At 70.5% G+C, this 14,782-nt stretch carries 13 protein-coding genes; 7 read left to right on the top strand and 6 right to left on the bottom strand.

Annotated features, from left to right (window positions below):
- Positions 1–118 precede the first annotated feature (118 nt).
- The 6 genes from HUW46_RS07025 to HUW46_RS07000 all read left to right on the top strand — a co-directional run bounded on the left by HUW46_RS07025 (position 119) and on the right by HUW46_RS07000 (position 8,028).
- Positions 119–526 (top strand): Hsp20/alpha crystallin family protein, encoded by a 408-nt coding sequence (locus tag HUW46_RS07025; protein ID WP_215546511.1) that lies wholly within the window; start codon positions 119–121, stop codon positions 524–526.
- A gap of 59 nt (positions 527–585) precedes the next feature.
- On the top strand, positions 586–1,281 hold the full coding sequence (locus HUW46_RS07020; RefSeq protein WP_215546510.1) for a hypothetical protein: 696 nt from the start codon (positions 586–588) through the stop codon (positions 1,279–1,281).
- On the top strand, positions 1,278–4,061 hold the full coding sequence (locus HUW46_RS07015; protein ID WP_215546509.1) for a cation-translocating P-type ATPase: 2,784 nt from the start codon (positions 1,278–1,280) through the stop codon (positions 4,059–4,061). The genes HUW46_RS07020 and HUW46_RS07015 overlap by 4 nt, the downstream gene beginning before the upstream one ends.
- On the top strand, positions 4,058–5,050 hold the full coding sequence (locus HUW46_RS07010) for an Acg family FMN-binding oxidoreductase (protein WP_215546508.1): 993 nt from the start codon (positions 4,058–4,060) through the stop codon (positions 5,048–5,050). Before HUW46_RS07015 ends, HUW46_RS07010 begins: the two co-directional genes overlap by 4 nt.
- Complete coding sequence (ppsA, locus tag HUW46_RS07005; protein WP_215546507.1) at positions 5,047–7,287, top strand: phosphoenolpyruvate synthase; 2,241 nt, start codon at positions 5,047–5,049, stop codon at positions 7,285–7,287. The genes HUW46_RS07010 and ppsA overlap by 4 nt, the downstream gene beginning before the upstream one ends.
- A 72-nt stretch (positions 7,288–7,359) precedes the next feature.
- Positions 7,360–8,028, top strand: coding sequence for a CBS domain-containing protein (locus tag HUW46_RS07000; protein ID WP_215546506.1), 669 nt, complete (start codon positions 7,360–7,362; stop codon positions 8,026–8,028).
- 60 nt (positions 8,029–8,088) lie between these two features.
- Here HUW46_RS07000 and HUW46_RS06995 read toward each other — a convergent pair whose 3' ends face one another.
- Positions 8,089–9,129 (bottom strand): zinc-dependent alcohol dehydrogenase family protein, encoded by a 1,041-nt coding sequence (locus HUW46_RS06995; RefSeq protein WP_215546505.1) that lies wholly within the window; start codon positions 9,127–9,129, stop codon positions 8,089–8,091.
- Between the two features lie 57 nt (positions 9,130–9,186).
- Entirely contained in the window at positions 9,187–9,783 is a 597-nt protein-coding gene (locus tag HUW46_RS06990; RefSeq protein ID WP_215546504.1) for a DoxX family membrane protein, read from the bottom strand.
- A gap of 222 nt (positions 9,784–10,005) precedes the next feature.
- On the opposite strand from HUW46_RS06990, the gene HUW46_RS06985 reads away from it, so the two are divergent.
- Positions 10,006–10,848, top strand: a complete 843-nt coding sequence (locus HUW46_RS06985) for a universal stress protein (RefSeq protein WP_215546503.1) — start codon at positions 10,006–10,008, stop codon at positions 10,846–10,848.
- Between the two features lie 75 nt (positions 10,849–10,923).
- Here the strand turns inward: HUW46_RS06985 and HUW46_RS06980 are convergent, their stop codons facing one another.
- Genes HUW46_RS06980 through HUW46_RS06965 form a run of 4 tightly spaced genes read right to left on the bottom strand, consistent with a single transcriptional unit; the run spans position 10,924 to position 14,681 of the window.
- Positions 10,924–11,133, bottom strand: coding sequence for a PLDc N-terminal domain-containing protein (locus HUW46_RS06980; protein ID WP_254125886.1), 210 nt, complete (start codon positions 11,131–11,133; stop codon positions 10,924–10,926).
- 17 nt (positions 11,134–11,150) lie between these two features.
- Positions 11,151–12,161: a type I glyceraldehyde-3-phosphate dehydrogenase gene (gene gap, locus HUW46_RS06975; RefSeq protein WP_215546501.1), complete on the bottom strand. Its 1,011-nt coding sequence runs from the start codon at positions 12,159–12,161 to the stop codon at positions 11,151–11,153.
- Positions 12,158–13,168 carry an Acg family FMN-binding oxidoreductase gene (locus HUW46_RS06970; RefSeq protein ID WP_215546500.1) on the bottom strand — a complete coding sequence of 337 codons (1,011 nt, stop codon included), beginning with the start codon at positions 13,166–13,168 and terminating at the stop codon, positions 12,158–12,160. Before HUW46_RS06970 ends, gap begins: the two co-directional genes overlap by 4 nt.
- 31 nt (positions 13,169–13,199) lie before the next feature.
- Entirely contained in the window at positions 13,200–14,681 is a 1,482-nt protein-coding gene (locus HUW46_RS06965) for a bifunctional aminoglycoside phosphotransferase/ATP-binding protein (RefSeq protein ID WP_215546499.1), read from the bottom strand.
- Positions 14,682–14,782: the final 101 nt, after the last annotated feature.

Raw genomic sequence — 14,782 nt, 5'->3', positions numbered from 1 at the left:
CTGCGCGCTCCGCCGGTGACGAAGGTCCCTCGGTTTCGGGCAGTCCGGCAGCGTCGTGGCGACCTCTCGGGCGGTTTGGTGGGAGTGCGGCACAAGTCGTGACGAAGGGAGAACAGGGATGTCAGCGCTGGTTCCGAACCCGCGGTTCGCGTTGCCGAGCCTCGCGGCCTGGCTGGAGAACCCGTGGCCGTTCGCCGAGCACAACCCGGTCCGCATCGAGGAGTCCAAAGAGGACAATCAGTACGTGGTGCGTGCCGAGCTGCCCGGATTCGACCCGGAGAAGAACATCACGGTCACGGCGCACGACGGCCTGCTGACGGTACGCGCCGAACGTGAGGCGAAGGAAACCGGTGACGGCCGCAGCGAGTTCTACTACGGCACGTTCAGCCGTACCGTCTCGCTTCCGGCCGGCGCGGACGCCGACCAGATCAGTGCGAAGTACGCCGACGGGATTCTCGAGATCACCATGCCGTACTCGGAACACCCACGGGAGAAGCAGGTCAAGATCCAGGTCGAAAGGGACTGACGATCCGGTCGGGTGGGTGCGGGTGGCGCTCGCACCCACCCTCGGCGTGAGGACGGCGGATGAACTCGGTCGAACCGGCCTTCGACGCCGATCGGGAGCGCGGCACGGACAAGCTGGTGCGCGACACGCTGGCACGGTTGGCGCCGCACGGGTGCGCGGTCGAACCGCGCGGCACGGATTTCGTCGTTTCCGAAGTCCCCTCGGCGTGCGAGCGGGACCACCTGGGCGCACGGCGGCTGCTGGCCTGCGGTGCGGCCCTGTCGATCACCCGGACGGTGCTGCGGATGTTCGGCCACGACCTCGAAGTCGTGTTCCCGGACGATCCCGGCCGCCCGGACGAAGTGGCCGTGCTTCGGCAGGTGGGCACCAGGCCCCCGACACGCATCGAATGGGATCGGTACGTGGCCCTCGAACGAATGCGAAGGACCGAGCCCGACCACTTGACGCCGGCCGGGCGGGCGGTGCTGGACGCACTGGCCGCTCCTTGCGATTGGCCGGGCGTCGCGGTTTCCGTGGTCGACGACGTCACGCTCGTGGTCACGTCGGGAGTCACGCGCCGCGACCAGGTGCTCGCCGGTGCCGCGGCGCACACGGTGCGGCTCGACGCGGCGGTGGCCGGTCTCGACACCGCGTTCGTCGCCCTGACCGCACCGGATCCACCGCGGCTCACCGCTGAACTCCGGGCACTCGCCCGGCCGCACGCGCTGGTGCGCGTCGGATACGAGATCCCCGTCAACGGAGGGAAACGACGGTGACCGCTCATCTCAAGCAGGCATCGCGGCAGGCCGAGGAGCCGGACGTGGACGCCAGAGAGCCGGTCGTCCGCCTGCTGCGCGATCTGCGCACGGGCACGGACGGCCTGACCGCGCGCGAAGCCGCGCGGCGTTTGGAAGTGCGGGGCCCCAACGCGTTGCCATCGCATTCGGGCCGGACGTGGCCGCTGGCGCTGCTGCGCCAGGTGGTGCACCCGCTGGCGTTGCTGTTGTGGGTCGCGGCCGCGCTGGCGTGGGTGGCGGGTACCTCGAACCTGGCGATCGCGATCGTCGGTGTGATCGTCCTGAACGGCTTGCTGGCGTTCGTGCAGGAACGGCAGGCGGAACGCGCGGTGGAGGCGCTGACCCGGTACCTGCCCGAACGCGCCGCGGTCTGCCGCGAGGGCGTGGTGCGCCCGGTCCCGGTCGCCGAACTCGTTCCCGGCGATGTGCTCGTGCTCGACGAAGGGGACCGAGTCCCCGCCGACGCGCGGCTGATCTCCGGCACGCTCGACGTGGACGCGTCGATGCTGACCGGTGAATCCGTCCCGGTGACGCGGATGGCGGACGCGGTCGACGACGCGGACCGGGCGATCGACTCGCCGGTGCTGGTGTTCAGCGGCACGGCCTGCGTCCGGGGCGGGGCGCGCGCGGTCGTGCACGCGACCGGGCGGCACACCGAGATCGGCCGGATCGCGGCGCTCACCGCCAGGGTGGGCAGGGAAGAGAGCCCGCTCGAACGCCAGGTCCGTCGCGTCGCGTGGCTCATCGCCGGGGTGGCCGTCGTGGTCGGCGTCGGATTCCTGCCACTGGGCGTGGTGGCGGGGCTGAGCTGGTCGGCGGCCTTCGTGTTCGCGATCGGTCTGCTCGTCGCGAACGTGCCGGAAGGGCTGTTGCCCACTATCACGCTCGCGCTCGCCGCCGGGGTTCGTTCGATGGCGAAGCAGGGCGCGCTCGTGAAACGGCTCTCCGCCGTGGAGACGCTCGGGTCGACCACCGTGATCTGCACGGACAAGACCGGCACCTTGACTATGAACTCGATGCGCGTGATCGAAGCGCGCGGAGCCAGCGGTGCGGTGCTGGGAGACTCGGCGTCGCTGGCGCGCGCACTCGCCCGGTGCAGCACCGCGGACCGTGAGGCGGGCACCGGAGACCCGACCGAACTCGCGCTGCTCGATTTCGCCGCGGCGCACGAAGCCGACCTCGACGTCGGTACCCGGGAAGCGGGCCGGAGGTCGTTGTACGCGTTCGATCCCCGCCTCAAGCGAATGTCGACAGTGGATGTCGTCGACGAAGTGACCTCGGTTTCCGTCAAAGGGGCTCCGGAACGAATTCTTCCACTATGTACGTCCACTGTGGACGGTTCGGGAACCGAAGTGCCGATCACCGCGGAATCACGGGCCGCGCTCACCGCGGTTGTCGAGGACATGGCGGGCAGGGCGCTGCGGGTGCTCGCGGTGGCCCGCAAGACCGTCTCCGCCGTTCCGGCCGAGCGTGCCGATGCCGAATCTTCGTTGTGCCTGCTCGGTTTCGCCGGTCTCGTGGATCCGCCTCGTGCCGAGGTCGCCGACGCGGTCGCGGCCTGCCATTCGGCCGGGGTGCGGGTGCACGTGGTGACCGGGGACAACGGCTTGACCGCGGCGGCGATCGCGCGCCAGGTCGGGATCGAGGTGTCCAGGGTGATCACCGGCGAGGAACTCCAGCGGATCCCGGAACCGGAGCTCGACGAACTGCTCACCCGCGACGGGGAGATCGTGTTCGCGCGCGCGGATCCCGAGGACAAGCTGCGGATCGCCGACGCACTGCGCGACTGCGGGGAAGTCGTCGCGATGACCGGTGACGGCGTCAACGACGCACCCGCGCTGCGCCGGGCCGACATCGGGGTGGCGATGGGGGCGGGCGGCACGGATGTCGCCAAGGAAGCCGCGACCGTCGTGCTCACCGACGACAACTTCGCCACGATCGTCGCGGGCGTCCGCGAGGGCAGGCGCGTGTTCGACAACGTGCGGAAGTTCGTGCTGTACATCTTCGCCCACGCGGTGCCGGAGGTACTGCCGTTCCTGCTGTTCGCGGTGTCCGGCGGGGCCATACCGTTGCCGTTGACGGTGCTGCAGATCCTCGCGATCGACCTCGGCACCGAGACGCTTCCCGCGCTGGCGCTCGGGCGTGAGCCCGCCGAACCGGGACTGATGGCGCGCAAGCCGCGCAAGCGGGCCGAGGGCGTGGTCACCGGGCGGATGTTGTTGCGCGCCTGGGGGATTATGGGCTTGCTGTCCGGGCTGCTCGTGCTCGTCGCGTTCTTCGCGGTCCTGCTCGCCGCCGGATGGCACCCCGGCGCGGACACCTCGGCGGGTGCGCCGCTGCACCACGCCTACCTGCAGGCGACCACCGCGAGCTTCACCGCGATCGTGTTCTGCCAGCTCGGCACCGCGTTCGCCGCGAGGACCGAACGCGTCTCGCTGCGCTCGATCGGGCTGGCCACCAACCGGCTGCTGCTGGCAGGCTGCGCGTTCGAACTCGCCTTCGCGGCCGCGTTGATCTACCTGCCGCCGCTGCAGTCGCTGTTCGGCACCGCCGCGCTCCCGGCGTGGGTGTTCGCCATGCTGCTCCCGATGCCGGTGCTGGTGTGGGGCGCCGACGAGCTGTTCCGCGGGGCCACCCGCGGCCGGGACCAACGCCGTGCCGCGAGAGGACCTTCAGCCCCATCGGGTGCGGCGGCGACCGGCGACGATGAGTCCGGTGCGGAGCGAACGACTCCGCGTTCGGGAGCGGACCACCGATGATGCCTGTATCCACCGTCCTCGACCACCAGCAGCTCGGCGTGCTCGTCCGTGCGGTGAGCCGTGCGCCGTCGGTGCACAACAGCCAGCCGTGGGAACTCGCGGTCCGGGGCGAGGAGATCGACCTGGTGCGGCGCCGGGACGTGGTGCTGCGCGTGCACGACCCCGAAGGCGCGGACAGCGATGTCTCGTGCGGCGCGGCGTGCGCGAACCTCGTACTCGCGGCGCGAAGCCTCGGCCGCGCCGCCGAGGTCGAGTTGTTCGGTGCGGGGCTGGTGGCCGCGACCGTCCGCGTCGGCGCGCCGGAACCGGCCACCACGGACGAACTGGCGCTCTACCACGCCATCGGCAGGCGCCGGAGCTACCGCCGTGCGTTCCTGAACGCGCCCGTGCCCGAAGCGGCGTTCGCGGCCGTACTGGCCGCGGGTGACGCGATGGGGGTGCGGGGCGTCCGCGCTCGCCGGTTCGACGCGCTCGCCCGGTTGCTCGGGTTCGCCACCCGCGCCTTCAAAGAGGACAAGGCGTACCAACGGGAACTCGCGCTGTGGACCACCCAGATGTGCGGTGACTACGCGCTCGGCGCCGGAGACGGGATCCCCGAAGACGCGTTGAGCGGTGCCGCGCTGCCGATCGCGAGCCTCGTCCGCGCCCGGACCCCGGTGCCAGACGACGCCGTGCTCGCCGAACGGCTGGCCGCCGAAAACCTGCTCTTCCTGTGCACCGGGGGTGATTCCGGCGCCGACCACCTCGCCGCGGGGATCGCCTTGCAGCGCTCGTGGCTGACCGCGACAGCGCACGGTCTCGCCGGTTCCGTCCTCACCCAGCCGCTGCGCCTGACCGGTTTCCAGCGCAGGCTGTCCGACGAACTCGGCCTCCCCGGCGTGCCACAGGCGATCTTCCGGTTCGGTCTGCCCGCCGGGACGGCACCGCCCTCGCCCCGCCTTCCGCTCGGGGACATCTACCCCGCCGACTTTCCAGGAGAACCGCGATGAACCACGTGCGCGACCTCACCGATGTGTCACTGGCCGACGCCGTCCCCGCCGGGGGAAAGGGCGCGAACCTCGGCGAGCTGCTCGGTGCCGGTTTCCCGGTACCGGGCGGATTCGTCATCACCCGTGACGGCTATCTGTCCGCTATGGACAGTGCGGGAGCGCGCGCGGAGATCGCCGAGCTGCACGTGAAAGCGCTGGCGTGCGCCGATGACACGGCAAGGTTGACCGAGCTGTGCGACCGGATCCGCGCCCTGGTGCGTTCCGCCGGACTCACCGAAGACCTGCGAACGCAGCTCGGCCGGGCCTACCAGGAGCTGGGGGAGCCGATGCCGGTGGCCGTCCGCTCGTCGGCGACCGGCGAGGACGGCGCCGAGGCGTCGTTCGCCGGGATGAACGCCACCTACACCAACGTCTGGGGCGACGATCTGCCCGCCCGCGTCCTCGACTGCTGGGCTTCGTTGTTCTCGCCCCGGGTGGTCAGCTATCGGGCGGGGCGCGGGTTCACCGCCGAGCCCGCGATCGCGGTCGTCGTGCAGCGCATGGTCACCGCGGACCGGTCGGGCGTGATCTTCACCGTCGATCCCCGCACCGGCGAGCGCGGGCGCATGATCGTCGAAGCCGTGCTCGGGCAGGGCGAGACGATCGTGAGCGGCGCCGTCGAGCCGGACACCTATGTGGTGGACAAGGAGAACCTCCGCGTGGTCTCCGCGCGGGTCGGCCACCAGACGCACAAGGTGATCGCCGAGGTCGGCGGCGGCGACGCGATGATCACGTTGCCCGAGCAGGCTGGTGCTCGCCGCGTGCTCGCGGACGGCGTCGTACTGGAGCTGGCGCGGCTGGCCATGCGGATCGAAGACCACTACGGCACGCCGCAGGACATCGAGTTCGCCCTGACCGGGGACAAGCCGTGGATCGTCCAGTCCCGGCCGGTCACCACGGTGCCACCGGAAAAGAAGACCGACGGCGCGGCGCTCGTCACCGGCCTCGCTGCCTCGCCGGGAATCGGGAGCGGGACCGTGCGCGTGCTGACCGACCCCGGGGAGGGCGAGCGGTTGCGCACCGGGGACGTTTTGGTCGCCCCGATGACGAACCCGGACTGGGTGCCCGCGATCCGGCGCGCCGCGGCGCTGGTCACCGACGGCGGCGGGATGACCTGCCACGCCGCGGTGGTCGCCCGCGAACTCGGCGTGCCCTGCGTGGTCGGCACCGGTGACGCGACGCGCGTGCTCGCCGACCGCGAACTGGTCACCGTGGACGGTACGACCGGAGAGGTCCGCGCTGGCGCGGCCGAACCGGCTGCGCGCACCGAGCCGGTCGCGGCGCCACCCCGGTCGCCCGATCCGCTCGGCACCAAGCTGTACGTCAACCTCGCGATCCCCGACCACGCCGAAACCGTTGCCGCGCAAGCGGTCGACGGCGTGGGGTTGCTGCGGGCGGAGTTCCTGCTCACCCAGGCGCTCGGCGGCGACCACCCCCGCGCGCTGCTCGCCAGGGGCGCCCAGGAATCCTTTGTGGACGCCATGGCCGCGTCGCTGCTGCGCATCACGAAGGCGTTCGGCACCCGGCCCGTCGTCTACCGCGCGACCGACTTGCGCACGAACGAGTTCCGCGGGCTGGCAGGCGGCGCCGAGTACGAACCGGTGGAGAGCAACCCGATGATCGGCTACCGCGGCTGCTACCGGTACGTCCGCGAACCGGACCTGTTCGGCCTCGAACTCCGCACGCTGGCCCGCGTCCGGGAGCAGACGCCGAACCTGCACCTGATGATCCCGTTCGTCCGGACGAAATGGGAGCTGGAAGCCTGCCTCGAGCAGATCGACGCCAGCCCGCTCGGCCGCCAGCGCGGGTTGCTGCGCTGGATCATGGCCGAGGTGCCGTCGGTGGTGCACTGGTTGCCCGAGTACGCGAAGCTCGGCATCGACGGCGTGTCGATCGGCAGCAACGACCTCACCCAGCTGATGCTCGGAGTGGACCGGGATTCGGCCCAGTGCGCCGAACTGTTCGACGAAGCCGACCCCGCGGTGCTCGCCACGATCGAGGACATCGTGCGTACCGCGAACCAGCTCGGGATGACGTCCTCGCTGTGCGGGCAGGCGCCCTCGACCATCCCCGGTTTCGCCGAGCACTTAGTGCGCTTCGGGATCACCTCGATATCGGTGAACCCCGACGTCGCCGAATCGGCGAGGTTCGCCATCGCCTCGGCGGAACGCAAGCTGCTCCTCGAAAGCAGCCGGTGATCCACCGTGGACCGGCCGAGAGCACCAGGACAGGAGAAGACGATGAGTGACCACCGCAAGGTTCGCGCACTTATGAAGGACCGCGTCGCCACGGTGCACCCGGACACCTCGCTGAAGGCGATCGCCGTGCTGCTCGCTTCGTGGGGTGTCAGCGGGGCGCCGGTCGTGGAAGAGGACGGCACCGTGGTCGGCGTGGTGAGCCAAGGCGACCTCCTGCGCCGCAAGGCCGCGCACGGCCGGTTCCGGATCGCTGGCGCCGCCCTGCGGCGCAAGGAAACGGGTAGCTACGCCTCGGACCTGATGACCGCCCCCGCGGTGACGGTCGGGCGGGACGAGGACGTCTCGCGGGCCGCGAGGCTGATGGAGGAGCGCCGGGTCCACCGCCTTCCCGTCGTCGACGAGGACGGGAAGCTCGTCGGCGTGGTCGCCCGCGGTGACCTGCTGCGGGTGTTCCTGCGGTCGGACAACGACATCAGGGCCGAGGTCCGCGACCAGGTGCTGCTCCGCGACATGTGCGTCGACCCGGACTCGCTGTCCGTGGCGGTGCACGACGGGGTGGTGAGCCTGCGTGGCCAGGTCGAGCGTTCGGGCATGATCCCGGTCGTCACCGCGCTCGTCCGCGGGGTGGACGGCGTGGTCGCGGTGCACGAGTACCTCACCGCGCGGTTCGAAGACACCGCGGCCACGGACACCGGGGACGAGAACGTCGGCATCCTCAGCGCCAGGAAGCATCCTCGCTGACACACGCGCCGGAACCGCTCCTTGTCCACAATGGACAAGGAGCGGTTTTTCGTTACCGGATCACGCCCGGAACAGCGCGACTTTCAGGGATTCACTGTCACCGGGGTGGGTGAACACGTCGTACGCACCATCCATTTCGGACAAGCCGAACCGGTGCGTCACGAACCTGGACGTGTCCAGGCGCCCGGCGGCGAGCATGCGCAGCAGGCGTGGCGTGCTGACCGTGTCGACAAGGCCGGTGGTGATCGTGACGTCCCGGATCCACAGGTCTTCGAGGTGCAGGGTCGCCGGTTTCCCGTGCACGCCGACGTTCGCGACCCGGCCACCGGGGCGTACGAGCGTCGTGCACAGTTCGAACGTCGCCGCCACGCCGACCGCTTCGATCGCCACGTCGGCACCGAGCCCTTCGGTCGCTCCGAACACGGCCGCGCGCGCGGCGTCGCCGGGTTCGACCGCGAGGTCGGCCCCGAACTGCTTCGCGGCGGCCAGGCGGGCCGGTTCCTTGTCGACGACGATGACGCAACTGGGGCTGTAGAGACGCGCGGCCGTGATCGCGGCGAGTCCGATCGGCCCGGCGCCGACGATCACGACCGTGTCGCCGGTGTCCACGTTGCCGTTGCGCACGCCGACTTCGTACGCGGTGGGCAGGATGTCGGCCAGCATCAGCGCGGACTCGTCGGAGACGCTCTCCGGGAGCAGATGGGTCGAGGTGTCCGCGAAGGGCACGCGGGCGAATTCGGCCTGGACCCCGTCGATCCGGTGCCCGAGTATCCAGCCGCCACCGCCGAGGCACTGGCCGTACCGGCCCTGGCGGCAGAACTGGCAGCGTCCGCACGAGGTGATGCACGAGACCAGGACCCGGTCACCGGGTTTGACGCCAGTCACCGCGGAACCGGTTTCCACGATCGTGCCGACCGCTTCGTGACCGAGTACGCGTCCCGCGTCGACAGCGGGCACGTCGCCGTTGAGGATGTGGAGGTCGGTGCCGCAGATGGTCACCGCGTCGACGCGGACCACCGCGTCGGTGGCGTCCGTCGGCTCCGGGCGGGGGCGGTCGGTCCAGCGCCTGCGCCCTGGACCGTCGTAGACGAGTGCTTTCATGGTTCCTCCAAGGAAAAGGACGCCCGCCGTCGAGGCAGGCGTCCTTGGAATGGGTGGTCATCGGAGCCATCGGCGGTCGCCGACGAAGGCGGCCCACCGCTTGCCGAATCCCCACACGAGGCCGCTGGCCGTGGTGGCGAGGACGATCAGCACCAGCGCGTAGACGAGGTGGTAGTCGATGATCGGGTTGGTGGAGTGGGTCGCCTCGCCGGCTCCGTTGGTCCGCGACAGCGGCCATTCGGCGGCCCACATCAGCAGCATCATCACGGTGCCGGTGACCGCCGCGACGCGCAGCCCGATACCCGCGACGAGCGCGACGCCGATGCCGAGCAGTCCGATCATGAACAGGTAGTCCGCCCACCATTCTCCAGCCCACGACCGGAACATGGTGTCGAACGGGCCGACATCGATGTTGCCGAGGAATCCCTTGGTGGGCGAACCACCGCTGAGCCAAGCGTTCTGGGACGCCGTGGAGTAGCCCCAGCCGAAGGTCTTGTCGGCGAACGCCCACAGGAACAGCAGCCCCATGGCGATCCGGAGCACGGCGAGGGAACGCAACGCGAGCGTCGGACCGGTGTGCGCGGGTGCGACGGCCTCGGGTGCGGTCTCCGGTGGTTCCGAAGGCGCCTTGTGCTGAGGTTGGTGCAGTGACATGGAACCTCCTCGTTTCGGTGGTGTGACCAGCGTGCGGCTGGGGAGCTCCGGTGTCCGGGGTCGAAGGTCCTTCCACCACGGGCCGTTGGGTTGCGGTTCACCGGCAACGCGGGTGGTTGCGGCCGAAAGTCCTTCGCGCGGTGCCGAAAGCACGCAGTGCAGGCGCCAGCGGGCTGCCTACCGTCGGCGTGTCAGTTCACCCGGCCAGGAAGGACCACCGAGATGTCGGACCACACTTACGTCGTCGGTGTCGACGGAACTCCCGGCGCGCTGCGCGCGGTCCGCTGGGCGGCCGCGATGGCCGGGCAGCGGGAACGAGGCCTGCGCCTCGTGCACGTCGTCGACGACGTCACCCTGCGGTACCCGCGCCCGATGCCGATGCGGGAAGACCCCGGCGCCGTGTTGCGCGCCAGGGGGCACCGCCTGCTGCGCCAGGCGCGGGACGCCGCGGCCGAATTCGCGCCACAGCTGAGCGTCAGCCTGACGCTCGTGACCGCGACGGTCGTTTCCGGTCTGCTTTCCGCCTGCCGGGAAGCGGATCTGCTCGTGCTGGGCACCGGGGAGCTGCGGCCGCTCGGCAGGGTGCTGCTCGGCTCCACCTCGATCGCGGTGGCGGTGCACGCCGCCTGCCCGGTCGCGCTGGTCCGGACGCACCTCGCCGAGGACTTCCCGCCTTCGGACGGTCCGGTCGCCGTGGCCGTGGACGATTCGCCGTCCAGCGACGAAGCGGTCGCGATCGCCTTCGACGAGGCGTCGTGGCGAGCCACCGGATTGGTGGCGGTGCACAGCCGGAGCAGGTTCGGCGCCGAAGGCGGGGAGGACGCGATCGAGCGCAGGCTCGCGGGCTGGCGGGAAAAGTACCCCGACGTGCCCGTCGACCTGGTCGTGGACGGCAGAAGCCCCGCCGAACTCGTCCTGGACCGCGCGGACCGCGCGCAACTGGTCGTGGTCGGCAGCCGCGGTCGCGGCGAGTTCACCGGCATGCTGCTGGGTTCGACGAGCCAGACCGTGATGTCCTACGCGCTGTGCCCCGTCATCGTCGCCAAGGGCAGGGAAAACGGCTGAGCCGCGTGGCGCGATCCGGTGCGGAACCGGGGGCCGGACCAGTGACCCGGCCCCCGATCGCTGATCAGAACGAGATCACCGCCCTGCTCGGTGTGAGGTGATCCGCCCCCAGCGGAAGTACGCGAGCGGCCCGGCGAAGTTGATCGCGATGACGAACGCCCACAGGCGTTTCGTGCCGTTGACTTCGCTTTCGGGGCGTCGCGCGAGATCCCACCACGCCGAGCCGGCGAGGGCGAGCTGGACGCAGCCCGCCCCCACCACCCGCGTGCGCTGGGCTCGGCTCATCTCCCGCCACCGCCGGTTCACCGGAGCCCGCTTCCCACCAGTTCGATCAGCTCGACGGTGCGGCACGCGTAACCCCATTCGTTGTCGTACCAGCCGAACACCTTCACGAGCCGGTCGTCGGCCTTGGTGAGACCCGCGTCGAACACGCACGAGGCCGGATCGCCGATGATGTCCCTGGAGACGATCGGCGCTTCGGCGTAGCGCAGGACGTCCTTGAGACTTCCCTGCGCCGCGTCGGCGAACGCCGCGTTGACCCGTTCCACGGTCGCGGGTTTCTCCAGCTGCACGGTGAGATCCGTCAAGGAACCGTCCTCGACCGGGACCCGCACGGCGACGCCGTCGAGCCTGCCTGCCAGACCGGGGATCACGAGCCCGATCGCGCGGGCGGCGCCGGTGCTCGTCGGGATCATGTTGACCGCGGCGGACCGCGCCCGGCGCGGATCCTTGTGCGGGGCGTCGAGCAGCGCCTGGTCGTTGGTGTAGCTGTGGATCGTGGTCATCATGCCGCGCCGGATCCCGAACGCCTCGTGCAGCACCTTGACCATGGGCGCCACGCAGTTCGTCGTGCACGACGCGTTGGAGATCACGTGGTGCGCGGCGGACAGGTAGGTGTCGTCGTTGACGCCCAGCACGATGGTCGCGTCGGCGTCCTTGCCCGGCGCGGAAATGACCACCTTGGCCGCGCCCGCGTCGAGGTGCGCGGCCGCGGCGCTCCTGGCGCGGAACCGGCCCGTGGATTCGAGCACGACGTCCACGCCGAGCGCGGCCCAGGGCAGTGCTGCCGGATCGGGTGAGTTCAGCACGGCGATCTGATGCGCGCCGACGCGGATCGTCGAATCCTGAGTGGACACCGCGGTGCCGAGCCTGCCGTAGGTGGAGTCGTGGGCGAGCAGGTGCGCCAGCGTGGCGGCGTCGGTCACGTCGTTGACGGCGACGATCTCGATCGAACCGTCCGCGAGTTCGAGCACCCGCCGGGTGACATCGCGACCGATCCGGCCGAATCCGTTTATACCGAGCCGTATGGTCATCGGGTTTCTCCTTCTTCGTGTGGGGAACTGGCGACTTCTCGCAGGGGGCGCAGGATTTCGTCGAGTGGGCGTCGCGGGGTGGCTGGCAGCGGGTCGGCGTTGATCGGTGCCCAGCCGACGCGCAGGACCATTTGCGGGTAGCGGTCGCCGGTGACGCGGTGGCGGAGGAGGTCTCGGGTGTCGGCGATTTCGAGGGGTTCGGTGAGTGGGCAGCAGGCGAGTCCGGTGGCGGTCGCGGAGAGCAGGACCGCGCTGGTCGCTTCTCCCGCGCGCAGCAACGAAATCCGGTCATCCGACGCGGTGCTGAGCACGAGCAGGGCGACCGCGTCGTCTTCGGCGCTCGCGGTTTGGTCGAGCTGGGGATCGGCGAACGGCCGGGACGCGAGCGCGTCGGGGGCCAGGTCCGGCGCCGTGGCGTTCCTGGCAGGCACCCCATCCGTGGAGCCGTGCCGCCCGCTCCACGCGGCGAGTTCGATCCGGTAGGCCGGGTCGTCCTGATGGCGCCGGTACGCCGTGTCGATGGCCTCGGCGAGGGTGTACCTGGCGGCGCCGTCCGCCCTGCGGAGTACCGCGCCTTCGTCCGCCGCGACCGCGGCCAGCGCCTCGATCTGCCCAGGGGGAACGGGCCACGAGCTGTACCGGCGGCGGTCGGTCCGTCGGCGGGGGATGGCGGCGGCCAGGTCGATGTCGCACGGCGCGGCCTGCTGCGGTTCGATCGCGGCGAGGTGGTCCGGATCGGCCGGGTTGGGCAGGCGGTGGATCTCGCATTGCCAGCCGAGCGCGGCGAGGCCGATTCGGGCGTGGTGGAGGGCGGCGCCGCAGCTGAGCAGGAGGTCGCGCCCTTCGGGGTCTGTTTCGGACAGTCGCCGGTCCTGGTCGGCGTAGAGGTGCAGGGACTGGTCGCCGAGGCCCCACCGCCACGGTTGGGTGTTGTGCACCGATGGGGCTCGTGCGGCCAGGGCTACGGCGGTGGTGACGGTGAAGTCGTCGGGGAGTCCGCGATCCATGGGTGCTGCCTCGTTTCGGGTCGGAATGAGTTCAACGGGAATGCGGTGCGATCGCGTGCAGTGCCTGCGCCACGGAGTTGGTGATCGATCTGGTGGTGTCGACGGGGAAGGCTTCCGGCCATGGGTTCGCGGCGGCGGCCATCGCTCGTGCGACGCGTGGTGTGACGTCGGACGGTGAATTCGTTCTTGTCACGATCCGGTTGGTGCGAACGGAGTCCGGTGCGACGCATTCGAGTGCGACGAGTTCGCTGTGCGTGCCGGTGGCGATCTCGGCGGCGAGTGCGCGGTGTTGTCCGGACGACCAGGATGCGTCGAGCACGACGGTTTCGCCGAGTGCCAGCAGTTCTCGCGCGCGTTGGGTCAGTTCGTGGTAGGTGCTCGTGGTTTGTTCGGGGGAGTAGATGCCTTCCTGGTAGGGGGCGGGTGCGTGCCAGGTGCCGGGTTTGCCGAGGATTTCCTTGCGTACCAGGTCGCTGTGCAGCAGTGTGGCGCCGAGCCGTTCGGCGAGTGCGGAGGCGAGGGTGGTTTTCCCGGAGCCGGGAAGGCCGCCGACCAGGATCAGTCGCACGCTCGTGAGGCGGGTGTGCCGGAGTGCGATGGCGGTGTATTCGGCGGCGACCGCTTTCGCCAGGTGGTCGCCCTGGTTGTAGCGGTGGCAGGCGACCTTGACCCGGACGAATGCGCGGTAGGCGAGGTAGTGGTGCCACAGGGCGTCGGGTGGGGTGTCGCCGGTGAAGCGGAGGTAGTGCTGGTAGAGGAGTGTGCCGAGTTCGGGTGCGTCGAGCCGTTCGAGGTCCATCGCGAGGAAGGCGATGTCGTCGATGCCGTCGACGTGGCGCAGGTGGTCGTCGAATTCGAGGCAGTCGAGGATCCGGGGTCCGTCGGGGAGGCAGAAGATGTCGTCGGCGAGCAGATCGCCGTGCCCGTCGATGATCCTGCCCAGCGCGATCCGGCGGGCGAACAGGTCGTGGCGGCCGCGGAGGAAGGCTTCGGTGCGTTGTTCGATTTCGTCCGCGGTGGCGGGGTCGACGACGGTGCCGTGGAAGCGGCGTACCTGTTCGAAACTGGCGCGCCACCGCGCGGTGAGGGCGTCTCTGGTGCCGTCGGCGTCGATGTGGGGTCCGCGGTCCGCGGTGGCGTGGAACCCGGCGAGTTCGCGGGCGATGTCGCGCACGGTGCCGTCGAGTGGGTCGCGTCGTCGGACGAGGGCGGTGAGGCGGCGGTCTTGCGGCATGCGCCGCATCACGACGAGGTGGTCGCAGGGTGTGCCGTCGGGGCCGGAGATGTCGGCGACGCCGAGGTAGACGTCGGGTGCGAGTCTGCGGTTGAGCCCGACTTCCCGGTGGCACACCGCTTCTCTGGCTTCGCGGGTGGAGAAGTCGAGGAAGCCGAGGTTGACCGGTTTCTTCATTTTGTAGGCGAGATCGCCGACGAGGAAGACGATGCCGATATGTGTTTCGCACACGGCGGCGGGCAGGCCCGGCCCGTGATCGGGAGTGTCGGCGGGAAGCATGCTGCCAGCTTCGAGCGCGGCGCCCCGGCGCGGAAAGGGCCCTTCGTCACGCGCGCCAGGGCCGTCCGGAGCTGGGGCTCTCGGGCACCCAAGCCGTTGGT

Source organism: Amycolatopsis sp. CA-230715 (genome assembly GCF_018736145.1).
GTDB lineage: Bacteria > Actinomycetota > Actinomycetes > Mycobacteriales > Pseudonocardiaceae > Amycolatopsis.
Note: the sequence above shows the minus strand (reverse complement) of the source record. Positions and strands in the feature narration are given on the sequence as shown.